The 21,977-nt window shown below is 69.8% G+C and carries 22 protein-coding genes; 12 read left to right on the forward strand and 10 right to left on the reverse strand.

Annotation, left to right across the window (positions count from 1 at the left end; translation table 11 throughout):
* Positions 1-22: 22 nt before the first annotated feature.
* The 6 genes from fabG to TTY48_RS18505 are packed head-to-tail and all read right to left on the reverse strand — an operon-like array spanning position 23 to position 5,215.
* On the reverse strand, positions 23-778 hold the full coding sequence (gene fabG, locus TTY48_RS18480; protein ID WP_220659103.1) for a 3-oxoacyl-ACP reductase FabG: 756 nt from the start codon (positions 776-778) through the stop codon (positions 23-25).
* Entirely contained in the window at positions 775-1,449 is a 675-nt protein-coding gene (locus TTY48_RS18485; protein ID WP_220659104.1) for an HAD family phosphatase, read from the reverse strand. The genes fabG and TTY48_RS18485 overlap by 4 nt, the downstream gene beginning before the upstream one ends.
* Complete coding sequence (locus TTY48_RS18490) at positions 1,446-2,435, reverse strand: NADPH:quinone oxidoreductase family protein (protein ID WP_220659105.1); 990 nt, start codon at positions 2,433-2,435, stop codon at positions 1,446-1,448. Before TTY48_RS18490 ends, TTY48_RS18485 begins: the two co-directional genes overlap by 4 nt.
* Positions 2,435-3,238, reverse strand: coding sequence for an SDR family oxidoreductase (locus TTY48_RS18495; RefSeq protein ID WP_220659106.1), 804 nt, complete (start codon positions 3,236-3,238; stop codon positions 2,435-2,437). Before TTY48_RS18495 ends, TTY48_RS18490 begins: the two co-directional genes overlap by 1 nt.
* Before the next feature lie 4 nt (positions 3,239-3,242).
* Positions 3,243-3,998, reverse strand: coding sequence for an SDR family oxidoreductase (locus TTY48_RS18500; RefSeq protein ID WP_220659107.1), 756 nt, complete (start codon positions 3,996-3,998; stop codon positions 3,243-3,245).
* Positions 3,998-5,215, reverse strand: a complete 1,218-nt coding sequence (locus TTY48_RS18505; protein WP_220659108.1) for an acetyl-CoA C-acetyltransferase — start codon at positions 5,213-5,215, stop codon at positions 3,998-4,000. The genes TTY48_RS18500 and TTY48_RS18505 overlap by 1 nt, the downstream gene beginning before the upstream one ends.
* A gap of 173 nt (positions 5,216-5,388) precedes the next feature.
* Between TTY48_RS18505 and TTY48_RS18510 the strand changes: the two genes are divergently transcribed.
* From TTY48_RS18510 to eutC, 6 genes are all read left to right on the forward strand, one after another.
* Positions 5,389-6,003: a TetR/AcrR family transcriptional regulator gene (locus TTY48_RS18510; protein WP_220659109.1), complete on the forward strand. Its 615-nt coding sequence runs from the start codon at positions 5,389-5,391 to the stop codon at positions 6,001-6,003.
* A 39-nt stretch (positions 6,004-6,042) separates the two neighbouring features.
* On the forward strand, positions 6,043-7,200 hold the full coding sequence (locus TTY48_RS18515; RefSeq protein ID WP_220659110.1) for an acyl-CoA dehydrogenase family protein: 1,158 nt from the start codon (positions 6,043-6,045) through the stop codon (positions 7,198-7,200).
* 78 nt (positions 7,201-7,278) lie between these two features.
* Positions 7,279-7,449: a hypothetical protein gene (locus TTY48_RS18520; protein ID WP_220659111.1), complete on the forward strand. Its 171-nt coding sequence runs from the start codon at positions 7,279-7,281 to the stop codon at positions 7,447-7,449.
* Between the two features lie 148 nt (positions 7,450-7,597).
* Positions 7,598-9,037, forward strand: coding sequence for an ethanolamine permease (gene eat, locus TTY48_RS18525; protein WP_220659112.1), 1,440 nt, complete (start codon positions 7,598-7,600; stop codon positions 9,035-9,037).
* Between the two features lie 164 nt (positions 9,038-9,201).
* Positions 9,202-10,617: an ethanolamine ammonia-lyase subunit EutB gene (locus TTY48_RS18530; RefSeq protein ID WP_220659113.1), complete on the forward strand. Its 1,416-nt coding sequence runs from the start codon at positions 9,202-9,204 to the stop codon at positions 10,615-10,617.
* Positions 10,614-11,399, forward strand: coding sequence for an ethanolamine ammonia-lyase subunit EutC (eutC, locus tag TTY48_RS18535; protein ID WP_220659114.1), 786 nt, complete (start codon positions 10,614-10,616; stop codon positions 11,397-11,399). Before TTY48_RS18530 ends, eutC begins: the two co-directional genes overlap by 4 nt.
* On the opposite strand, the gene TTY48_RS18540 is transcribed toward eutC, so the two are convergent.
* The gene (locus TTY48_RS18540; protein ID WP_255585818.1) at positions 11,400-13,598 is read right to left on the reverse strand and encodes a M13 family metallopeptidase; all 2,199 of its coding nucleotides are present in this window, start codon (positions 13,596-13,598) and stop codon (positions 11,400-11,402) included.
* A 43-nt stretch (positions 13,599-13,641) separates the two neighbouring features.
* Here TTY48_RS18540 and TTY48_RS18545 point away from each other — a divergent pair, with 43 nt between their 5' ends.
* Positions 13,642-14,427, forward strand: coding sequence for a rhomboid-like protein (locus TTY48_RS18545; RefSeq protein ID WP_220659115.1), 786 nt, complete (start codon positions 13,642-13,644; stop codon positions 14,425-14,427).
* Here the strand turns inward: TTY48_RS18545 and TTY48_RS18550 are convergent.
* The gene (locus TTY48_RS18550; protein ID WP_255585819.1) at positions 14,380-15,264 is read right to left on the reverse strand and encodes a DMT family transporter; all 885 of its coding nucleotides are present in this window, start codon (positions 15,262-15,264) and stop codon (positions 14,380-14,382) included. The genes TTY48_RS18545 and TTY48_RS18550 overlap by 48 nt on opposite strands.
* Before the next feature lie 152 nt (positions 15,265-15,416).
* On the opposite strand from TTY48_RS18550, the gene TTY48_RS18555 reads away from it, so the two are divergent.
* Complete coding sequence (locus TTY48_RS18555; protein ID WP_220659116.1) at positions 15,417-15,626, forward strand: hypothetical protein; 210 nt, start codon at positions 15,417-15,419, stop codon at positions 15,624-15,626.
* 76 nt (positions 15,627-15,702) lie between these two features.
* Here TTY48_RS18555 and TTY48_RS18560 read toward each other — a convergent pair whose 3' ends face one another.
* On the reverse strand, positions 15,703-17,394 hold the full coding sequence (locus tag TTY48_RS18560) for a DEAD/DEAH box helicase (RefSeq protein ID WP_220659117.1): 1,692 nt from the start codon (positions 17,392-17,394) through the stop codon (positions 15,703-15,705).
* Between the two features lie 132 nt (positions 17,395-17,526).
* Here TTY48_RS18560 and TTY48_RS18565 point away from each other — a divergent pair, with 132 nt between their 5' ends.
* The gene (locus TTY48_RS18565) at positions 17,527-18,735 is read left to right on the forward strand and encodes a YihY/virulence factor BrkB family protein (protein ID WP_220659118.1); all 1,209 of its coding nucleotides are present in this window, start codon (positions 17,527-17,529) and stop codon (positions 18,733-18,735) included.
* Here the strand turns inward: TTY48_RS18565 and TTY48_RS18570 are convergent, their stop codons facing one another.
* On the reverse strand, positions 18,736-18,972 hold the full coding sequence (locus tag TTY48_RS18570; protein ID WP_220659119.1) for a DUF3039 domain-containing protein: 237 nt from the start codon (positions 18,970-18,972) through the stop codon (positions 18,736-18,738).
* Between the two features lie 38 nt (positions 18,973-19,010).
* Here TTY48_RS18570 and TTY48_RS18575 point away from each other — a divergent pair, with 38 nt between their 5' ends.
* The 3 genes from TTY48_RS18575 to TTY48_RS18585 all read left to right on the forward strand — a co-directional run bounded on the left by TTY48_RS18575 (position 19,011) and on the right by TTY48_RS18585 (position 21,972).
* Complete coding sequence (locus TTY48_RS18575) at positions 19,011-19,367, forward strand: DUF3099 domain-containing protein (protein ID WP_220659120.1); 357 nt, start codon at positions 19,011-19,013, stop codon at positions 19,365-19,367.
* Between the two features lie 16 nt (positions 19,368-19,383).
* The gene (locus tag TTY48_RS18580; RefSeq protein ID WP_220659622.1) at positions 19,384-20,868 is read left to right on the forward strand and encodes a methyltransferase; all 1,485 of its coding nucleotides are present in this window, start codon (positions 19,384-19,386) and stop codon (positions 20,866-20,868) included.
* Between the two features lie 111 nt (positions 20,869-20,979).
* Positions 20,980-21,972, forward strand: a complete 993-nt coding sequence (locus tag TTY48_RS18585) for a sigma-70 family RNA polymerase sigma factor (RefSeq protein ID WP_220659121.1) — start codon at positions 20,980-20,982, stop codon at positions 21,970-21,972.
* Positions 21,973-21,977: the final 5 nt, after the last annotated feature.

Here is a 21,977-nt window from a genome sequence, read left to right on the forward strand (position 1 = left end):
TCTTCGCTCCTCAGTCCCGCGCCTAGTCCTTGGGCCCGCCGGCCACGTAGATCACCTGACCGGAGACGAATCCGGCTCCCTCGCTGGCGAAGAAGCTGGCGGTGTGCGCGATGTCGGCGGGCTCACCGACCCGCTGCACGGGGATCTCCTTGGCCGCGGCGGTCTTGAAGTCCTCGAAGGCGACGCCGATCCGCTCCGCGGTGGCGGCCGTCATGTCCGTGGCGATGAAGCCGGGGGCGATCGCGTTCGCGGTGACGCCGAACTTGCCCAGTTCGAAGGCGAGGGTCTTGGTGAAGCCCTGCATGCCCGCCTTGGCGGCGGAGTAGTTCGCCTGGCCGCGGTTGCCGAGCGCGGAGGTGGACGAGAGGTTGATGATGCGGCCCCAGCCCTCCTTGGTCTGGTACTTCTGCACCTCGCGCGACATGAGGAAGGCGCCGCGCAGGTGCACCGCCATCACCTGGTCCCAGTCCGAGACGGACATCTTGAACAGCAGGTTGTCGCGCAGGATGCCGGCGTTGTTCACCAGGATCGTCGGGGCGCCGAGTTCCTCGGCCACGCGGGTCACCGCGGCGGCGACCTTCTCCTCGTCGGCCACATCGACGCCGACGCCGAGCGCCTGTCCACCGGCGGCGGTGATCTCCGCGGCGACCGTCGCGCAGGCCGCTTCGTCGAGGTCGAGGACGGCCACCTTGTGGCCGTCGGAGGCGAGCCGGCGGGCGACCTCGGCGCCGATGCCGCGGGCGGCACCGGTCACAATGGCAACACGTTGGGTGGTCATGCGTTCTCCTTCTCGGATGTGGGTTCGGTTGCGAGACCCGGGATCAGGGCGGCCAGGGCCTCGCGGGTGGTGCGGGCGTCGGTGTGGTGCACGGCGTGCAGCCCGAGGGCGGCCGCGCCGTCGACGTTGGGGACGGCGTCGTCGAGGAAGGCCGCGCGGCCGGGCGGCACGCCCAGCCGGCCGAGCGCGAGTTCGAAGATGGCGGGGTCCGGCTTCCGCAGGCCCACCTCCTCCGAGATGATCACCGCGCCGAACAGCTCCGCGAGCCGATCGCGGTCGTACAGGTTCCCGCTGCCCCAGCTGTTGGAGACCACACCCACCGCGACTCCCGCCGCACGAAGATCCTCGGCCAGACGCCACATCGCGGGATCGGCGGCGACGCGGGCGAACATGCGGCGGAGCACGCCGTCGGGGTTGACGGGCCCTCCGTCGCGGGTGCGCAGCGCCGCGGCGAAGAGCGCATCGAACTCCTCCTCGGGCAGGTCCCCGGTCTCCAGCCGGTGGATCGGGCTCCCCTCGGCGGCATCGCGGCCGAGCCAGGCCTTGAGGGTGGCGGTGAACACGGCGGGATCGATGTCCTCGTCGGCGATCCAGGCGCGGATGCTCTCACCCATCGGCGTGGTGAGCACCCCGCCGTAGTCGAAGAGCACCGCGTCCACCGCGCGGCTCACCGGTCGGCCTGGTAGACGACGCGGCCCACGGTGCTGCCGTCGGCGAGGCGCTGCAGGCCGTCCGGCACCTCGTCGAAGGACAGTCGCTCACTGACCAGCGGGGCCACCTTGCCGGCATCGGCGAGCGCCGTCAGGTCGGCGTGGCAGGCGCGCACGGCGGCGGGGTCGAACCGGTTGTACAGGCCCCAGTGCAGTCCCACGATGGAGTAGTTCTTGATGAGCGCGTGGTTGAGCGCCACCTCCTGGATGGTGCCGCCGGCGAAGCCGACCACCAGGATGCGCCCTTCGAAGGCGATGCACTTGGTGGACCGCTTGTAGGTCTCACCGCCCACCGGGTCGTACACGACATCGGCGCCGCGACCGCCGGTCTGCGCCTTGACCACCTCGACGAAGTCCTCGGTGTGCCGGTCGATCACCACATCGGCGCCGAGCGCGCGGGCCACCTCGGCCTTCGCGGGTCCGCCGACCACGCCGATCACCGTGGCGCCGGCGGCTTTGCCGAGTTGGATCGCGGCGCTGCCCACCCCGCCCGCGGCGGCGTGCACGAGCAGGGTCTCCCCCGCCTTCAGCTGAGCCCGGCGGTGCAGGCCGAACCACCCGGTCTGGTAGCCGATGAACAGGGAGGAGGCCTGGGCGTCGTCGAGCGAGGACGGTGCCGGGAAGGTCTCGGCGGCGTTCATCACGGCGTATTCGGCGAAGCCCCCGTGCGGCAGCGCGACGCCGCCCAGCACCCGGTCGCCCACGGCGAAGCCGTCGACTCCCTCACCGACGGTGACGATCTCGCCGCACAGTTCCACGCCCGGGGTGAAGGGCAGATCGGGTTTGATCTGATAGAGCCCGCGACACATGAGCACGTCCGGGAAGTTCGCCGCCGTGGCCAGCGTGCGCACGGTGACCTGTCCGGGCCCCGGGGTGGGGACCTCGAGATCCACCGCACGCAGTACCGCCGCGGGTTCGCCCAGTTCCGGTACCTGCCAGGCCCTCATCACCGGCCCTCCTTCTGTTCCAGCCGCTGCTGGATCTTGTTCATCCCGGCGAGCCACCGATCGGGGGCGGCCGCGCGGGCCTGGTAGTAGTCGCGCACCTCGGGGTGCGGCAGGATCAGCAGTTCGTCGCCCGCGAGGGCCGCCACCGTCTGCTCGGCGACCTGCTCCGCGGTGAGCGCGGTGTCGCGGGAGAGCAGGTCCTTGAGCGGGCCGGAATCGTCGAGCATCCGGGTCTGCACGCCCTGCGGGCAGATGGCCTGGACCACCACGCCCCGGTGCCGATACGTGGCCGAGAGCCATTCGGCGAAGGCCACGGCCCCGTGTTTGGTGACGGAGTAGGCGGGAGCGTCGAGCATCGTGAGCAGACCGGCGGCCGATGCGGTGACCACGAATCGGCCCCGGCCCGCCGCCGCCCAGTCGGGGACCAGCAGGCGTGCCGCGCGCACGTGCGCCATGACGTTCACCTGCCAGGACAGGTCCCAATCCGCCTCGGACGCTTCGATTCCCCTGCCGCGATCGACGCCGGCGTTGGCGAACCAGGCGTCGATCGCGCCGAGCCGCTCGCGCGCCGTCGCGACCAGCGCCGCGACGCCGGCCTCGGAGGCGGCATCACCGGGCGCCGGGTAGGCGGTGCCGCCGGCCGCGGTGATCGCGTCGACGGTGCGGGTCACACCCTCGGCGTCCAGGTCGGCCACCACCACGCGGGCACCGTCCGCGGCGAGCGCGCTCGCGAGTGCCGCGCCGATACCCGCGCCCGAACCGGTCACCACCACCCCGGCGTTGCGGGGGTCGAAGCCGGTCATGGGATCAGACTCCTCCGGTGAGCAGGACGCCGCCGTCGATGGTGAGGGTCTGGCCCGTCATCCACGCGGCGTCGTCGGACAGCAGGAAGGCCACGACCGACCCGATGTCCTCGGGCACCCCCAACCGCTTGAGCGGATAGGCCGATGCGACCTCCTCCTCACGCCCCTCGTACAGTGCGGTCGCGAAGCGGGTCTTCACCACTGCGGGGGCGACTGCGTTGACCCGGATGTCCGGGCCCAGCTCGACCGCCAGCTCCTCAGTGAGGTGGATGACCGCCGCCTTGGAGACGCCGTAGAACGCGATGCCCGGCGCGGGCCGCAGACCCGCCACGGAGGCCACGTTGACGATCGCGCCACCGTGCTCCCGCTGCCACGCCGCGTTGACCTTCTGCACCCAGGACAACGTGGACATCACGTTGACCTCCATGATCTTGCGGGCCGCCGCCACATCGAGATCCATCAGCGGGCCGTACACCGGGTTGATGCCGGTGTTGTTGACGAAGAAGTCGGCGCTGCCGAAGGTCCCGATCGCTGTCGCGATCACCTCGTCCTGGTGCGCGAGATCGTCGCCCGAGCCGGCGACGGCGATCGCGACATCCGGACCACCGAGTTCGGTGACCGCGGCGTCGAGCGCCTCCTGCTTGCGCGCGGTGATCACGACCTTCGCGCCATCGGCCACGAGCCGCTGCGCGATGGCGAGTCCGATGCCCCGGCTGGCGCCGGTGACGATGGCCGTCCTGCCGTCGAAACGCCCCGCCATCAGCTGAGCCGCTCGATGATCATGGCCATGCCCTGGCCGCCGCCGACACACATCGTCTCGAGGCCAAACTGCTTGTCGTGCCAGGCGAGCGAGTTGATCAGCGTGCTGGTGATGCGCGCGCCGGTCATTCCGAACGGGTGGCCGATGGCGATCGCGCCGCCGTTGACGTTGACCTTGTCGGCGTCGATCCCGAGATCGCGCACCGAGGGGATCACCTGGGCCGCGAAGGCCTCGTTGACCTCCATGAGGTCGATGTCGCCAATGGACATGCCGGCGCGGGCGAGCGCCTGCTTGGAGGCCTCGACCGGGCCGAGTCCCATGATCTCGGGCGAGAGGCCCGTGACACCGGTGGACACGATCCGGGCGAGCGGGGTGAGGCCGAGGGCCTTCGCCTTGGTGTCGGACATGATCACCACGGCCGCGGCACCGTCGTTGAGCGGGCAGCAGTTGCCGGCGGTCACGGTTCCGTCGGGCCGGAAGACCGGCTTGAGCTGGCTGACGGCCTCGTAGGTGACGCCGGCACGCGGACCGTCGTCCTTGCTGACGACGGTGCCGTCGGCGAGCGTGACCGGAGTGATGTCCTTGTCCCAGAAGCCCGCGGCGAGGGCGATCTCCGCGCGGTTCTGGCTACGGACACCCCACTCGTCCTGATCGTGGCGGCTGACGTTCTTGAACTGCGCCACGTTCTCGGCGGTCTGGCCCATCGCGATGTACAGGTCGGGCAGCAGGCCCGAGTCCCGCGGATCGGCCCAGGTCTGGCCGCCCTCGGCGAACTTCGCGGTGCGCGCCTCGGCGTCGGCGAAGATCGGATTCTTGGTGTCCGGAAGGCCGTCGGCGTTGCCCTTGACGTAGCGGCTCACGGTTTCGACGCCACCGGAGAGGAAGACCTCGCCCTCCCCGGCCTTGATGGCGTGGAAGGCCATGCGGGTGGTCTGGAGGCTGGAGCTGCAGTAGCGGTTCACCGTGACGCCGGGCGCGTGGTCGAGTCCCGCCTCGACCGCGACGGCGCGAGCGATGTTGAAGCCCGACTCACCGGCGGGCTGGCCGCAGCCGAAGAGCACGTCCTCGATCTCGCGCGGGTCGAGCTCGGGCACCTTGGCCAGCGCCGCGCGCACCATCTGCACCGAGAGATCATCCGGGCGGACGTCTTTGAGCGACCCCTTCCCGGCACGGCCGATCGGAGACCGCGCGGTGGCGACGATGACGGCTTCGGGCATTGCATCCTCCTGGGTAATGACTACGATGCTGACTAAGCGCTCGCTTAGCGAACGAGGTAGTCTCCACTGTGCACCACTGAGAGCCGATCGTCAATCGACCGGCGAATGTGGCATAGCTCACCCTATGCAGCCACCGGTACGTACGGTGGACGAAGCCGAAAAGGACCGCACCCATGACCGACGCCGACGCACCGTCCCGCGCCGATGCGACGCGCGCCCGGCTGCTCTCCGCCGCAGCCGAGGCCTTCGCCGAACGCGGATTCCACGGCACCACCACGCGCGACATCGCCGCCGCCGCGGGCATGAGCCCCGCCGCGGTGTACGTGCACTACAAGTCGAAAGAGCAACTGCTGTACCAGCTCTCCTACCACGGGCACCAGCTGATCATCGACCTGATCGATTCGGTCGACGACCGTTCCGCCGCACCGGCCGACCGCCTGCACGCGGTGCTGTACGCCTTCGCCAGCCACCACGCCGCGCAACACACCAGCGCGCGGGTGGTGAACTACGAGCTCGAGGCGCTCACCGAGGACCACCGCGCCGAGGTCGGCGAACAACGCCGGGAGATCACCCGCCGGCTGCGCGCCATCGTGGACGCCGGTGTGCAGGACGGCTCCTTCGACACCGACGAACCCCGATTGGCCACCACCGCCGTGCTGTCCAGCGGCATCGACGTGGCCCGGTGGTATCACGACGGCGGCGATATCACCCCCGAACAGATCGGTGCCTACTACGCCGATCTCGCGCTCCGTACCGTGGGCGCGACGCGATCACCGTCAAGCACGTAAATCGCAACCGATTTCAGTTATCGAACAAGGAGATTCACCATGCGTCGTACCGTCTACACCGCCGATCACGAGGCCTTCCGCGAGACGCTGCGCGCCTTCATCGAGTCCGAGGTCGTACCCCACTACGACGAGTGGTACGCCAACGGCATCGTGCCCAAGGAGTTCTACCTCAAGCTCGGCGAGCTCGGCGTCTTCGGCATCGAGGTGCCCGAGGAGTACGGCGGCGCCGGCATCGAGTCATTCAAGTACCAGGCCGTGATCAGCGAGGAGCTCGGCCGCGCCGGCGTCTCCTTTGGCGGCTCCAGCGTGCACATCGCGCTGTGCCTCCCCTACCTCACGGGGCTGGCCACCGACGAGCAGAAGCAGCGCTGGCTGCCCGGCATGGCCTCGGGCGAAACCATGTTCGCCATCGCCATGACCGAACCCGGCACGGGATCGGACCTGGCCGGCATGAAGACCACCGCCAAGCTCTCGGCCGACGGCACGCACTACGTGCTCAACGGTGCGAAGACCTTCATCACCGGCGGCGTCAACGCCGACCGGGTGATCGTGTGCGCCCGCACGGCGCCGCCGAAGGACGACGATCGCCGCTACGGCATCTCGCTGTTCGTGGTGGACACCACGCTCCCCGGCTACGCCGTGGGCCGCAAGCTCGACAAGATCGGCCTGCGGACCTCGGACACCGCCGAGCTGTCCTTCACCGATGTCCAGGTGCCCGTCGAGGACCTCCTCGGCGAGGAGAACAAGGGCTTCTCCTACCTCGGCCAGAACCTGCCGCAGGAGCGCCTGTCCATCGCGGTCGGCGCGTACTCCCAGGCCGCGGCCGCGGTGCGGTTCGCCCAGGCCTACACCGAGGACCGCACCATCTTCGGCAAGACGGTGGCATCGTTCCAGAACAGCAAGTTCGAGCTGGCCGCGTGCAAGGCGAAGGTCGACGCGATGGAGTCCTGCGTCGACCGCGGACTCGAGCTCCACGACGCGCACGAGCTCACCGCCGCGGACGCCGCCTCGCTCAAGCTGTTCTGCACCGAGGCCGCGTCCGATGTGATCGACCGCTGCCTGCAACTGCACGGCGGCTACGGCTACATCAACGAGTACCCGATCGCCCGGCTGTACGCCGACAACCGGGTCAACCGCATCTACGGCGGTACGTCCGAGGTGATGAAGTCGATCATCGCCAAGGACATGGGCCTGTAGCCGCTCCTCGTCGAATCCGCCCGGCATCCATCCCCCGGATGCCGGGCGGTGGCGTCGACCGCGGATTAACCTCGCCACATGCCTACTTTGCGATGCCCATTATGCGAGTGCGAGGAGTTCCAGCGCGAGGTCTCGCGCCAGGACTCCAAATGGGGCTACACCAATCACAAGATGATCCTCATGATCTGCCTGCAATGCCGCTACGTCCTGCACTTCTACGACAAGAGGTCGATCTTCGACGTGCACTGAGCCGCCCGACGGAGCGCTGCAACCCCCGTGCAACTCCCACCCTCGTAGTGTCCTGCGTCACAACCCACGACCATCTCGGAAACTCCGCGGCAACGATGCGGCAACACCGAGGCGGTTCGATGGGCTGCTCAGGAAAGAGAGGCAGCACGTGACCGCAGAACCGCAGCGCACCGTCCACCACGACGGGGTGGATGAATCCTTCGAATCCGACGCGTACCTCGCCAAACGCACGCTCCGCTCCGGATCGGCGGGCTGGGTACTGCTCGCCGGGCTGGGCGTGAGCTACGTGATCTCGGGCGACTACGCCGGCTGGAACAACGGCCTCGCGCAGGGAGGATTCGGCGGCCTGGCCATCGCCTCCGTGGTGATCGCGGGCATGTACCTGGCGATGGTGCTGGGCATGGCCGAGATGTCCTCCGCCCTGCCCGCCGCGGGCGGCGGCTACACCTTCGCCCGGCGGGCGCTCGGGCCGTGGGGCGGATTCGCCACCGGCACCGCCATTCTCATCGAATACACCATCGCCCCGGCGGCGATCGCCACCTTCATCGGCGGCTACGTGCAATCGCTGAACCTGTTCGGCATCACCGACGGCTGGTGGGTGTACCTGTTCGTCTACGCGCTCTTCATCGGCATCCACCTCACCGGCGCCGGCGAGGCCCTCAAGGCGATGTTTGTGATCACCGCCATCGCGCTGGTGGGACTCGTGGTCTTCGCGGTCGCCGCGATCGGCCGGTTCGACGCCTCCAAGCTCACCGACATCGCCGCTACCGACGCCGCAGGAGCATCGAGCTGGCTCCCCCACGGCTACCTCGGAATCTGGGCCGCACTCCCCTTCGCGATCTGGTTCTTCCTCGCCATCGAGGGCGTTCCCCTGGCGGCCGAGGAGGCCCGCGAGCCCGAGAAGAACGTGCCCCGCGGGATCATCGTCGCGATGCTCATCCTGATCGTCACCGGTGCCACCGTCTTCCTCCTGGCCACCGGGGCACTGGGCGCGAACGCACTGTCGGACAGTGGCAATCCGCTCGTCGAGGCGCTCGGCGACAGCGGCGCCGCCAAGGTGGTCAACTACATCGGCCTGGCCGGCCTGGTGGCCAGCTTCTTCTCCATCATGTACGCGTACTCGCGGCAGACCTTCGCCCTCTCACGCGCCGGTTACCTGCCCAAGAACCTGTCGATCACCAACGCCCGCAAGGCTCCGGTGCTCGCGCTCATCGTGCCGGGCGTGATCGGTTTCATCCTGTCGCTGATCGGCGAGGGCGCGACCCTGCTGAACATGGCCGTCTTCGGGGCCGCGGTGAGCTACGTGCTGATGATGGTGAGCCACATCGTGCTCCGCCGCCGCGAGCCCGATATGCCGCGGCCCTACCGCACCCCCGGCGGCGTCGTCACCACCTCATTCGCGCTGATCGTGGCCTGCATCGCCGTGGTCGCGACCTTCCTCGTGGACCCCTTCGCCGCGGGTCTCACCCTGGCCGCCTTCGCCGCCTTCCTGGTGTACTTCGGCGTCTACAGCCGGCACCACCTGGTGGCCAACTCGCCCGACGAGGAGTTCGCGGCACTCGCCGACGCGGAACGCGACCTCAAGTAGCCCACGGCCCCACGAAAATCGACCGGAGACCAGCCGACGGCGCCCCGCTGGGCGAGATCCCCGACACGGTCTTCTGAGCACGCGGGCGAACTCCACCGCACACCGCCGCGCGGCGCGTTGAATGGAAGCCGACGCCGCACCCGATCATCGCCGAACGGAGCACCATGATCCGCACGCAATCCGTCCGCGGGGTGACGTACACCTTCACCTCGATGGCAGACCTGCTGGCCAAGGCCACCCCGCTGCGCTCGGGCGACGAGCTCGCCGGGTGCGCCGCACAATCGGACGCCGAGCGGGCCGCCGCGAAGTGGGCACTCGCCGACGTCCCGCTCACGGCCCTCCTGGAAGAGCTCGTCGTGCCCTACGAGTCCGACGAGGTGACCCGGCTCATCATCGATACGCACGACCGCGCTGCGTTCGCCCCGATCGCCCACCTCACCGTGGGCGATCTGCGGGATCTGCTGCTGCGCATCGCCATCGCCCCCGACGCCGGGGACCGCCTCGCCGCCCTGTCTCCCGCACTCACTCCGGAGATGGTCGCCGCCGTGAGCAAGCTGATGCGCAACCAGGACCTCATCGCCGTGGCGCGCGCGGTCCGGGTGACGGCGGCCTTCCGCACCACCATCGGGCTGCCCGGCACCGTCGCGACCAGGCTGCAACCCAACCACCCCACGGACGATCCGCAGGGCATCGCCGCCGCCACCCTCGACGGGCTGCTCCTGGGCTGCGGCGACGCCGTGATCGGGATCAATCCCGCGACGGACTCCCCGCACGCGACCTCGGACCTGCTGCACCTGCTGGACGAGGTGCGCACCCGGTTCGAGATCCCCACCCAGTCCTGCGTACTCAGCCACGTGACCACCACACTGGGCCTGATCGAGAAGGGTGCACCGGTGGACCTGGTCTTCCAGTCCATCGCCGGCACGGAGGGCGCCAACTCCGCCTTCGGCGTGTCGATCTCACTGCTGGAGGAGGCCAACACCGCCGCCCGGGAACTGCAGCGGGGCACCGTCGGCGAGAACGTGATGTACCTCGAGACCGGTCAGGGCTCCGCCCTGTCGTCCGGGACGCACCTGGGCACCGGCGGTGCGCCGGTGGACCAACAGACCCTGGAGACACGTGCCTACGCCGTCGCCCGGCACGTGGATCCGTTGCTGGTGAACACGGTGGTCGGGTTCATCGGCCCCGAGTACCTCTACGACGGCAAGCAGATCACCCGGGCCGGGCTGGAGGACCACTTCTGCGGCAAGCTGCTGGGCCTGCCGATGGGCGTGGACGTCTGCTACACCAATCACGCCGAGGCCGACCAGGACGATATGGATGACCTGCTCACGCTCCTGGCCGTGGCGGGGGTCTCGTTCGTGATCACGGTGCCGGGTGCGGACGATGTGATGCTGGGCTACCAGTCGCTGGCCTTCCACGACGCGCTCTACGTGCGCCGGGCCCTGGGGCTGCGCCCCGCACCGGAGTTCGACGCCTGGCTGGCGAGCCAGGGCATGACCGACGAGCTCGGCGGCCTGCGCGACATCGCGGTCGAGACCTCACCCCTGCGCGAGCTCACAGCGGGGACACGACGATGAGCACACCGGAGCGCCGCGACGGCGACTTCTGGGACGCCCTGCGCACCACCACGCAGTCCCGGATCGGCCTGGGACGCACCGGCGATGCCCTGCCCACACGCCGGGTGCTGGAGTTCGCGGCGGCGCACGCGACCGCCCGCGATGCGGTGCACCAGCCGCTCGACGTGGCGGCCTTCACCGAGCAGGTGCGCACGCTGGGCCTGGGCGAACCGCACGCGGTGGTGAGTCGCGCCGCGGATCGGGGCGAGTACCTGCGCCGCCCCGATCTCGGCCGCGCGCCCGCCGATGTCGCGCACCTCGCCCGCGCGGATGCCGACCTGGCGATCGTGCTCGCCGACGGTCTGTCGCCGCGTGCCCTCACCGATCACGGTGTGCCACTGGCGCAGGCGATCCTGACCGCACTCCCCGACGACATCGCCGTCGCGACCCCCGTGATCGCGACGCAGGCGCGGGTGGCGCTCGGCGACCACGTGGCCCGCGCCCTCGGCGTGCGCACCCTGCTGGTGCTGATCGGCGAACGGCCCGGGCTCTCCGTGGCCGACAGCCTGGGGATCTACCTCACCCACCGCGCCGATCCCGAGGACTTCGGGCAGGGCGTCACGGACGCGCATCGCAACTGCATCTCGAACATCCATCCCCCGGAGGGGCTCGGCTACACCGACGCCGCGCGGATCGCCGCCGCCCTGGTGGTGGGCGCCCGACGCCTCGGCAGGTCGGGCGTCGATCTCAAGGACACCTCGCGGGCCGAACTGTCCGGGCCGGGTTCGCCGGCCCTGGACTGATCACCAGATGCGGACCCGGTCCTTCGGATCAAGCCACTCCTTGTCGGCCGGTCCCACACCGAAGGTATCGGCGAAGGCACCGATGTTCTTGACCACCTGATTGGCGCGGAACTCGTTGGGCGCGTGCGGATCCGTCGCCAGCGCCTGGACCGCGGCCGAGGGCCTGGTCTTCGCGCGCCAGATCCGGCCCCAGCTCAGGAACAGCGACGTCAGGTCCGGACCGGCAGCGGGTGCCGCACTCGACGGTGCGGCGGCCGAGGACGAGCTCCCGGATGCCGCTTCGGTACCGGGGTCGCGGTTGGCCACCGCGATCCGGTAGGCGGCGACCGCGATCGACAGGCCGCCGAGGTCCGCGAGGTTCTCCCCCACCGTGAATCCGCCGTTGACCTTGTTCTCGGGCGCCAGTCCCGCGGGGACGAGCGCATCGTACTGCGCGATCAGCGCCTTGGTCCGCTTGTCGAACTCCGCCCGGTCGGCGGGCTCCCACCAGTCCTTGAGGTTGCCGTCACCGTCGTACTTCGCGCCCTGATCGTCGAAGGCGTGGCCGATCTCGTGCCCGATCACCGCCCCGATCCCGCCGTAGTTGACGGCGGCCTGGGCATCCGGCGAGAAGAACGGCGACTGCAGGATGGCCGCCGGGAAGACGATCTCGTTCATCCCCGGGTTGTAGTAGGCGTTCACCGTCTGGGGCGTCATCAACCACTCGTCGCGGTTCACCGGCTTGGGGAGCTTGGCCAGCTGGTAGGCGTTGTCGAACTCGGCGGAGGCACGGGCGTTGGCCACCACCGACTTCGGGTCCGTCTTCAGCCCGGAGTAGTCGCGCCACGTGTCGGGGTAGCCGATCTTGGTGCGGATCTTGTCGAGCTTGGCCGCGGCGGCGCGGCGCGTGGCGGGCGTCATCCAGTCGAGATCGGCGAAGCTGGCCCGGTAGGCACCCTTGAGGTTGTTGACCAGCTGTTCGGCCTGCTGCTTGGAATCGGCCGGGAAGTGCTTGGCCACATAGAGCTTTCCGAGCGCCTCGCCGACCGCGGACTCGACGGCGCTCACGCCCCGCTTCCATCGCTCCGGCTGCTGTTCCACACCCCGGAGGGTCTTCGAGTAGAAGTCGAAGTTGGCCTCGGCGAAGGGCGCCGAGAGCACCGCGGCGTACCCGCGGATCACCTGGATGCGCGCATGATCCTTCAGCGTCCCGAGATCGGTGTCCGCCCACAGCTTCGCGACCGCGGTGAGGAAGCTGGGCTGGGCCACGATCACGTTCTTCGCATCGTCGGCCTTGATCCCCACGGCCTTCTGCCACCGGTCCCAGTCGTATCCGGGCGCCAGCGTGGCCAGCTGCGACCAGGGCTGCGGGTTGTACGTGGCGGTCGCATCGCGGGACCGCACCTTGTCCCAATGCCCCTTGGCCACCGCGGTCTCGAAGGCCAGCACGCGGGCGGCCACGCCCGGGGCGTCGGAGAGCCCGGCCAGTGAGGCGATCTTCTCCAGGTAGGCGCGGTACTTGTCGCGGGCTTCCGCATACTTCGGATCGGAGTAGTAGGCCTGGTCGGGAAGCCCGATACCGGACTGCACCAGGCTCAGTGCGTACTTGGACGAGTCCTTCTGGTCGGTGTCCACGTAGTAGCCCACCAGCCCCGAGACGCCCTGCTTCTGGTGCGCGCCGATCACATCGAGGAGAGCCGCCTTATCGGCCGCCTTGTCGACGGCGTCGAGGTCCGGCTTGATCGGATCGGCACCGTCGCGGTCGATCCGGGCGGTGTCCATGTACGCCTCGTAGACGTCCCGGATCTTCGCCTCGTCGCCCCGCGGCCGCGGATCCTTGATGCCCTCGATGATGGCCTTGAGCTGCTCCTGCGCCCGATCGGAGAGATCGTCGAAGGTCGAGTACTGGGCCTTGTCGCCCGGTATCTGGAAACCGTCGTACCAGGCTCCGTTGACGTGCCGGTACAGATCGTCCTGCACGCGCACGCCGGGCGCGACCCCGGACAGGTCGGGGCCGGCGAGGGGCCGGTTCGGCCGCGCGGAGGTCGACGGTCCGCCGCCGGGCGTCTGCACGCCGCACGCGGCGAGCACACCGGCGCCCGCCAGGACTCCGAACCCCGCGAGGAATCGTCGGCGATTGAATCCGGAGGTGGGCTGCCCGAACGGGTCTCGATCGGGGCGGGGCGGATGGACGTGGCCTTGCGGATCGTCACGGTGCATACCTGAATCTAACCGGAACAGCGGCGGTGTCACACTGAACGACATGGATCTCGCGGTCACCGTCGCGGTCCTCGCCGTGCTCGGCGCCTGCGCGTGGCAGGTGCGACGCGGCGGGCCCGGCGCCGCTCGGTTGCAGGCACTGGGGTGGGCGGCCGTCGCGTGGGTGCGCGCCAGTCCCGCCGCGACCCTCATCTGGCTGATCGTGTGTGTGAATTCGATCATGCTGATCGGGCTGCCGGAATCGGTGCAGACCGAGGTGTTGCTGGCGCACAGCACCAATCTCACCCAGTTCGCGCACCACCCGGTGCAATCGCTGGTGACTTCGGCGCTGTGGATCGAACCGGTCGACATCGTCTTCGCCACGGTGATGACGATCCTGGTGCTCGGCCCCGCGGAGCGGTGGCTGGGCCACGCCGGACTGGTCGCGGTGTACTTCACCGGCAGCGCCGTGGCCTCGCTGGTGGCCGTCTTCTCCGCGGGCAGGCTGGTGGCGCACGGGCTGCTCACCGACGACGTGGACGTGAGCGGCATGGTCGACGTCGGGGTGAGCTACGGCAGCCTGTGCGTCGCCGGACTCCTGGTGTACCGGATCGCGCGCGTGCGATGGCGCCTGGTGGCCATGGTCGCGTTGCCGATCGCGGTGCAGCTCTCGCTGCCCTTCTTCGGGCTGTACGCCACGCTCGGACACCTGCGTGCGGTGGTCCTGGGCTATCTGCTCTGGCCCGTCACCCGGATACCCGCCGTCCGGCGCCGTGCGGCCACCTGGCGGTACCGGCCGCCGTCAGCCACCTGCGCCCCCGGTAGGAGCGGCCTCGGCGACGTCCCGTGATGTGACCACGATGGCGGCCACGACCAGTGCGATACCGACCGCCTCCAGCCAGCCGGGGCGCTGGCCCAGCATGACCGCTCCGACCGCCGTCGCCGTCACCGGCAGCAGGGCCAGGAGGAGGGCGAAGCGGGCGCGCCCGATGCGGCGCAGCACCACCTGATCGAGCGCGTAGGGGATCACGGAGCTGAGCAGGCCGAGCCCCAGGCCCACGACCCAGACCTCCCAACCCAGGAAGGACTCGGGGCGGGTGGCCACATCGAAGCCCAGTGCGGGGACGGCGAGCACCACCGCGCCCGCGGCCAGGCCCACGCCCAGCCCCTCGATGCCGCCCCCGGCATCGGCGACCCGCTTACCGAGAACGATGTACCCGGCCCACAGCGCGGCGGCGACCAGCGCGCACGCGACACCCACGGCACCGTCGACCCCGGAGACGCCGCCGATGTTCACCCCGGCCACGCACACCACCCCGATCAGGGCGGCAGCCGCGGCCAGCAGGTCCACGGCGCGCCGCGATCCGGCGACCGCGACGGCGATCGGGCCCAGGAACTCGATGGCCACGGCCGTCCCCAGGTCGATGTGCGCGATCGACTCGTAGAAGGCGATGTTCATCAGCACCGTCACCGTGCCGAAGCCCGCCGCGGCACGCAGTCTCGTGCGCGACCAGTCGGCGCGACGCGGCCGGAGCACCGCGACCAGGATCAATCCGGCGCCGGCGCCGCGCAGCCAGGCGACCGCGGCCGGGGAGAGCTGTTCGAACAATCCGACACCCAGCGACGCGCCCACGTACTGACTGACCGCGCCGACGATGAACATCGCGGGGATCAGCTGACGGGGCACGCCGCCACCTTACGAGTGTGAGCCCCGCCTCCCCCGCTCGGCGGGAACAATTCGGTATCGTCAGACGTATATCTAGATGTAGAAAAGCCACGGAGAGGGAGTTCGCTCCGCCTCCGCAGGGGATAGTGATCGGTTCGTAGAACGGAGGAGTCATGACGAACATCGACACCGCCACGGTTGCCACCGAGGCTCCGCTCACCGCGTCCGACCGGTGCGATCGGTGCGCCGCGGCCGCACAGGTGCGCGCCGTACTCCCGTCGGGGTTCGAGCTGCTGTTCTGCGGGCATCACTTCGCTGAGCACCGCGACAAGCTCGAATCCCAGGGTGCCGCAGTCACCGGCGGAGAACCCGTCGGCGTCTGACGCGACGGCGTGAAAAGGCTTGGTGCCCGGCGACTTCGGTCGCCGGGCACTGCCGTTTCCGGCGCCGGGCCGGTCGCTAGCGCCAGGTGCGCAGGGCGGCGATCCGCTCGCGGAGCTGCTCCGCGGAGGCCATCGCCGTGACCGGGCCACCGAGCCGGCTGCGCAGTTCGTTGTGGACCACGCCGTGCGGTTTACCGGTGCGGTGGTGGTGCATGGCGACCAACGAGTTCAGCTCGCGGCGCAACGCCGAGAGCTGCTCGCCGGCGGTGGCCCGCTCGGCCACCTCGACCGGGGGCGCAGGACGCTCGGCCTCCACGGATCGCGTGTCCACCTGCTCCTTCTGCCGCTGCTTGAGCAGCGCCCGCATCTGGTCCGCGTCGAGCAGTCCGGGCAGCCCCAGGTAGTCGGCCTCCTCATCACTGCCCGAGAAGGTGGCGGTGCCGTACGAGGAACCGTCGTAGATGAGCTGGTCGAGCTCGGCGTCGGCGTGCAGGGAGACGAAGGCCTTCTCCTCCTCGCCCGGCTCGTCCTTCTGCTTGTTCGCGTCGATCAGCAGCGCGTCGTCGAGCCCGTCGGAGTCGCGGTGCGGCTTGCCGAGCACGTGATCGCGCTGCTCCTCCAGCTTCGAGGCGAGGTCCAGCAGCACCGGCACCGAGGGCAGGAAGACGCTGGCGGTCTCGCCCTTCGTCCGCGACCGCACGAAGCGGCCGATGGCCTGTGCGAAGAACAGCGGCGTCGAGGCACTGGTGGCGTACACACCCACGGCCAGCCGCGGAACGTCCACACCCTCGGACACCATCCGCACGGCCACCATCCACTTGTCGCGGCTCGCCGAGAAGGCACTGATCCGCTTCGATGCGGTCGGATCGTCGGACAGCACCAGGGTGACCTGCTCGCCCGTGATGTCCTGCAGCAGTTCGGCGTAGTCACGCGCGGTGCTCTGATCGGTGGCGATCACCAGACCGCCGGCGTCGGGCATGGTGGTGCGCAGCTGATCGAGCCGGGTGTTCGCCGCCTGCAGCACCGCGGGGATCCAGTCGCCGTGCGGGTCCAGAGCGGTGCGCCAGGCGCGCGCCGTCTGCTCCTTGCTCAGCGGCTCGCCGAGCCGGGCGGTGAACTCCTCACCCGCGCTGGTGCGCCAGCTCGCCTGCCCGGAATAGGCCAGGAAGACCACGGGCCGCACCACGCCGTCGGCGAGGGCGTCGGAGTAGCCGTACACGTGATCGGCCTTGGACCGCTGGCCGCCGCCGAACTCCGGCTCGTAGGTCACGAACGGGATCGGGTTGTCGTCGCTGCGGAACGGGGTACCGGTGAGCGCCAGCCGCCGGGTCGCGGGCTCGAAGGCCTCCCGCACACCCTCGCCCCAGCTCTTCGCGTCGCCGGCGTGATGAATCTCATCCAGGATCACGAGGGTCTTGTAGGCGCTGGTGCGCGCGTGATGCTTGAACGGGTGCATGCCCACCTGTGCGTAGGTGATCACGACACCGTCGAAGTCCGACGAGGTGCTGCCGCCGGAGTTGGTGAAGTTCGGGTCGAGGTTGATGCCGTTGCGCGAGGCCGCCTCGGCCCACTGGTACTTCAGGTGCTCGGTGGGGGCCACCACGGTGACCCGCTCAACGGTGCGGTCGGCGAGCAGTTCCGCCGCCACACGCAGGGCGAACGTCGTCTTACCGGCACCGGGGGTGGCCACGGCCAGGAAGTCCTGCGGCTTCGCGGTCAGATACTTCGTGAGCGCACGGCGCTGCCAGACACGAAGTGAACCCGCCATGGAAAAACGCACCCCTCAACGACGCCCCCGAGGGCGCAGCATTTCGACTTTCAGACCCGAGGGAGTCTACCGGCAACACGCGGCCGATCCGGTTACGGCGCAATCGGGCCAGGTGGGGAAGACTGGAGGGTGATGGACGACGACCAGCCCGCTCCGGTGCCCGCACCGCCGGCCGCGGGGCCGCAGACCCAGGACCTCGATCGGCCCCGGGCGGCCCCGCTGCACACGCGTGCGCTCGCGGTGATCCGGTCGATGCCGCGGATCTTCTGGCGGACGATCGTCAAGTCCTGGGACGACTCGATCATCGGGCAGAGCGCGCAGGCCGCCTTCTGGCAGACCCTCTCGCTCCCGCCGCTGCTGCTGGGCCTGCTCGGCCTGACCGGTTACGTGGCGAACCTGTTCGGCCCCGACACGATCAACGTGATCCACGACAAGATCCTGTCGTTCAGCACCTCGGTGTTCACCGACAGCGTGGTGCAGGAGATCATCGGGCCGATGGTCGACGGCGTGCTCCGCGAGGGCCGTTTCGACATCGTCTCGATCGGTTTCATCATCGCCCTGTGGGCCGGATCGTCCGCGTTGTCGTCGTTCGTGGATTCGATCTGCATGGCGCACGATCAGCACACCGTGCGCAACCCGGTGCACCAGCGCTTCTTCGCGGTGCTGCTGTACATCGAGTTCCTGGTGATCGCGGTGCTGACGCTGCCGCTCGTCGCGCTCGGGCCCACGCTGATCGTCAAGTACCTGCCCGCGTCCTGGCATCCGGCGGTCGGCCGGCTGATCGACATCGGCTACCTGCCGTTCGTGGTCGCACTCCTCGTCGGGGCGCTGGCGCTGCTGTACCGGCAGGCGCTCCCCCGGCCGCTGCCCTGGTACCGGCAGGTTCCGGGCGCGGCCTTCGCGGCGCTCATCTTCCTGGTGGCCTCCACCGGCCTGCGCGTGTACCTCAGTGTGATCGCCACCCGCGGCTACTCCTACGGCGCGCTGGCGACCCCCATCGCCTTCCTGCTGTTCACGTTCTTCCTCGGCTTCGCCGTGATGGTCGGTGCCGAGTTCAACGCCGCGTTGCAGGCGCGGTGGCCCGCCCGCGAGGTCAAGACCGACCAGTTGCGGGAGTGGGTCACGGGGACGATGAAGGAAGTGGGCATCGACAATCCCGGCCGCGTCGCGGCGGAGGGGCTGCGGCGCGCGACCGATCCGATCCGCCGCCCGAAGCGCAAACCCGACCCCGAGCCACTCCCCGGGCCCCCGCCGGGGCCTCCGCCGGAGGCACGGGAGATCACCCGGCGGCCGCCGCCGCGGGAACCCGCGGGTGCGCCGCGCGAGGTCGAACCGCGCTGACTACTTCTTCATGCGGTCGTAGATCTTCTTGCACTCCGGGCACACCGGCGAACCGGGCTTCGCCGACTTGGTGACGGGGAAGGTCTCGCCGCACAGCGCGACCACGAAGTTCCCCATCACCGCCGATTCGGCGATCTTGTTCTTGCGCACGTAGTGGAAGAACTTGGGTGTGTCGTCGTCGGTGCCGGTGTCGGCATCGACGTCGACATCGGGCTTCTCCAGGGTCTTCGTGCTCATGACTTTCATTCTGCCAGGACCAGTGGGACGATCGGAGGGTGACTGAAAGCGAGGACACGGGCGCGTCCACCCATCGGGGTGCGTACGTGATCACCAACGCCGAGGACTCCTACGAGGAGCAGCACCGGCGCCGGGTCCGTCGCTACCTGCTGATCATGGCCTTCCGCATTCCCGCCCTGGTGATCTCGGCGTGGGTGTACTCGGCCACCGGCAACTGGCCGATCGCGCTCGCGATCATCGCCGTCTCGATCCCGATCCCGTGGATCGCCGTCATCCGCGCGAACGATCGGCCCAAGCGGCGCCGGGGCGAGCCCGGCCGGTTCACGGCCCGCAAGAACGAGCGTCTCGCGCTGCAGGGCCACCCGATCAAGACCGTCACCGTCCCCGGTGAGTGAGTCCCACCCCGCCCCGATGCACCTCTCCCCTGCGCTGGCACCGCTGTGCCAACGGCTCGGTCCCGCCCTGGCCTCCGCGGGATTCACCGAATCGGGCGTTCGCGATCTGCTCGGTGACGACGTCTTCGGGTGCCTCTCGCGCGGCGAACCCGGCCCGGTCCTGGCCGCGGCCGCCGGCCCCGAACCACTCGCGGTCCTGACCCGCTTGTTCCTCGCCGCGGCGCCGGTGCCCGGTGCGCAGGTCGACGGTGCCCTGCATCCCGTCACGGCCGACGAGGCCGTGGCCGCGGGACTTCTCGAGGCCGACCCCGACGATCCGTCCGCGGTCCGCGCCGCGCTGGGCCTGCGCCCGCTCGATCTGCCGGACGGCGCGACCCAGTGGTTCGTCTCCGATCTCGACGGCCTGATGCGGCCGCACCCGCAGCACCGCGAGCACGTGCTCGGCGTGGGCCACGCCTCGCAGTCGCTGCTGCGCGCGACGCCGCGCGCAGCGGTGGGCACCGTGCTGGACCTCGGCACCGGATGCGGCGTGCACGCCTGTGCCGCTGCTCGTTTCGCCGAGCGCGTGGTCGCGACCGACATCAGCGAGCGGGCGGCAGGGTTCGCCGCCGCATCGGCTGCCCTCAACGGCGTCGAGGTGGACGTGCGGGCCGGGAGCTGGTTCGAACCGGTCGCCGGGCAACGTTTCGACCTGCTGGTGGCCAATCCCCCGTTCGTGGTGGGCGAGGGCAGGGTCGACCACACCTACCGGGACTCCGGCCTGGATCTCGACGGCGCCTCGGAACTGGTGGTCCGCGGCGCACCGGAGCATCTGGCGCCCGGCGGGACCGCGGCGCTGCTCGCCTCCTGGGTGCATCGCGAGGGCGAGTCCTGGCAGGCGCGGGTGGCCTCGTGGCTGCCGTCCGAGGGCGTCGCGGCGTGGGTGTTGCAGCGCGATGTGGCCGATCCCGCGCTGTACGTGGGCACCTGGCTGCGCGACGAGGGGCTCGACCCCCGCGTCGGCGAGGGACGGGCCAAATCGGATCGGTGGCTGGCGCATCTGGCGGATGCCGCGGTCACCGGCATCGGTTTCGGCTTCGTCTACCTCCGGGCGATCGACGGTCCGTCCGAGGTGGTGTGCGAGGAACTCTCGCAGCCCTTCGACGATCCGCTGGGAGCCGAGGTGCCCGGCCATTTCGCCCGCATGGCGTGGCTGCACGATGCCGACCTCGGCGCGGCCCGACCCCGGCTCATGCCAGATGTGGCGCTGGAGCGGGTGTCCGTGGCCGGCGACGAGGGCTGGGACGAGGCGGCGGTGCGGGTCACGCGGATGTCCGGCCCGCGCTGGACCCATGACATCGACGATGCGGCGGCGCGGCTACTGGCCGGCTGCCTCGGCGGGCTCACGACCGACGATCTGGTCGAGCTGCTCGAGGCCGCGACGGGCGAGGAAGGCCTGCGGGATCCGGCCCACCGGCTCCTGGCCGACCTGCACCGTCATGGCTTTGTCACATTTCTTTAAGCAACTTCTTAGATCGACTCTGCATTTGCGCAGGTCAACACGGTGTGCCTCGGGAACTCTCCGCGCCGGTCGTCCGTTGAACAGATGTACCGGCGATTAGGAGGAGCCACCATGGCACACCGCTTCAGCACCACTGCCCCCACAGCCGAGCGTGTCCGTCCCGAGTTGACGGAGGCCGATCTCGACGCTCAGAGCCCCGCAGCCGACCTGGTGCGGGTGTACCTCAACGGCATCGGCCGCACCGCACTGCTCACCGCGGAGGACGAGGTCGAGCTGGCCAAGCGCATCGAGGCCGGGCTGTACGCCCAGCACCTGCTCGACACCAAGAAGCGTCTGTCGGCGTCGAAGAAGCGTGACCTGGCCTTCATCGTCCGCGACGGCCAGGCCGCGCGCCAGCACCTGCTGGAGGCCAACCTGCGCCTCGTGGTGTCGCTGGCCAAGCGCTACACCGGCCGCGGCATGCCGCTGCTGGACCTGATCCAGGAGGGCAACCTCGGCCTGATCCGCGCGATGGAGAAGTTCGACTACGCCAAGGGATTCAAGTTCTCGACGTACGCCACCTGGTGGATCCGCCAGGCGATCACCCGCGGCATGGCCGATCAGTCGCGCACCATCCGGCTGCCCGTCCACCTCGTGGAGCAGGTGAACAAGCTGGCACGCATCCGCCGCGAGCTGCACCAGCAGCTGGGCCGCGAGGCCACCGATGCCGAGCTGGCCGCCGAGTCGGGCATCCCCGCCGAGAAGATCGCCGATCTCATGGATCACTCGCGTGATCCGGTGAGCCTGGACATGCCCGTCGGTTCCGATGAGGAGGCCCCGCTGGGCGATTTCATCGAGGACGCCGAGGCCGCCTCGGCCGAGTCGGCGGTCATCTCGACGCTCATGCACAGCGACGTCCGCTCGGTGCTCGCCACGCTCGACGAGCGTGAGCAGCAGGTCATCCGGCTGCGCTACGGCCTGGACGACGGTCAGCCGCGCACCCTCGACCAGATCGGCAAGCTGTTCGGCCTCTCGCGCGAGCGGGTCCGCCAGATCGAGCGCGAGGTCATGAGCAAGCTGCGCAACGGCGAGCGTGCCGACCGGCTGCGGGCCTACGCCAGCTAGGGCGA

It is taken from the genome of Tsukamurella sp. TY48 (genome assembly GCF_019656655.1).
Lineage (GTDB): Bacteria > Actinomycetota > Actinomycetes > Mycobacteriales > Mycobacteriaceae > Tsukamurella > Tsukamurella strandjordii.

Bases quoted from the DNA above. Each gene is read 5' to 3' on its own strand.
- TTY48_RS18490 (WP_220659105.1), bottom strand. From the start codon at position 2,435: ATGAGGGCCTGGCAGGTACCGGAACTGGGCGAACCCGCGGCGGTACTG.
- TTY48_RS18560 (WP_220659117.1), bottom strand. From the start codon at position 17,394: ATGGCGGGTTCACTTCGTGTCTGGCAGCGCCGTGCGCTCACGAAGTAT.
- TTY48_RS18515 (WP_220659110.1), top strand. From the start codon at position 6,043: ATGCGTCGTACCGTCTACACCGCCGATCACGAGGCCTTCCGCGAGACG.
- TTY48_RS18530 (WP_220659113.1), top strand. From the start codon at position 9,202: ATGATCCGCACGCAATCCGTCCGCGGGGTGACGTACACCTTCACCTCG.
- TTY48_RS18545 (WP_220659115.1), top strand. From the start codon at position 13,642: ATGGATCTCGCGGTCACCGTCGCGGTCCTCGCCGTGCTCGGCGCCTGC.
- TTY48_RS18495 (WP_220659106.1), bottom strand. From the start codon at position 3,238: ATGACCGGCTTCGACCCCCGCAACGCCGGGGTGGTGGTGACCGGTTCG.
- TTY48_RS18540 (WP_255585818.1), bottom strand. From the start codon at position 13,598: ATGCACCGTGACGATCCGCAAGGCCACGTCCATCCGCCCCGCCCCGAT.
- eutC (WP_220659114.1), top strand. From the start codon at position 10,614: ATGAGCACACCGGAGCGCCGCGACGGCGACTTCTGGGACGCCCTGCGC.
- TTY48_RS18565 (WP_220659118.1), top strand. From the start codon at position 17,527: ATGGACGACGACCAGCCCGCTCCGGTGCCCGCACCGCCGGCCGCGGGG.
- TTY48_RS18580 (WP_220659622.1), top strand. From the start codon at position 19,384: ATGCACCTCTCCCCTGCGCTGGCACCGCTGTGCCAACGGCTCGGTCCC.
- TTY48_RS18585 (WP_220659121.1), top strand. From the start codon at position 20,980: ATGGCACACCGCTTCAGCACCACTGCCCCCACAGCCGAGCGTGTCCGT.
- TTY48_RS18500 (WP_220659107.1), bottom strand. From the start codon at position 3,998: ATGGCGGGGCGTTTCGACGGCAGGACGGCCATCGTCACCGGCGCCAGC.
- TTY48_RS18570 (WP_220659119.1), bottom strand. From the start codon at position 18,972: ATGAGCACGAAGACCCTGGAGAAGCCCGATGTCGACGTCGATGCCGAC.
- TTY48_RS18520 (WP_220659111.1), top strand. From the start codon at position 7,279: ATGCCTACTTTGCGATGCCCATTATGCGAGTGCGAGGAGTTCCAGCGC.
- TTY48_RS18505 (WP_220659108.1), bottom strand. From the start codon at position 5,215: ATGCCCGAAGCCGTCATCGTCGCCACCGCGCGGTCTCCGATCGGCCGT.
- TTY48_RS18555 (WP_220659116.1), top strand. From the start codon at position 15,417: ATGACGAACATCGACACCGCCACGGTTGCCACCGAGGCTCCGCTCACC.
- TTY48_RS18510 (WP_220659109.1), top strand. From the start codon at position 5,389: ATGACCGACGCCGACGCACCGTCCCGCGCCGATGCGACGCGCGCCCGG.
- fabG (WP_220659103.1), bottom strand. From the start codon at position 778: ATGACCACCCAACGTGTTGCCATTGTGACCGGTGCCGCCCGCGGCATC.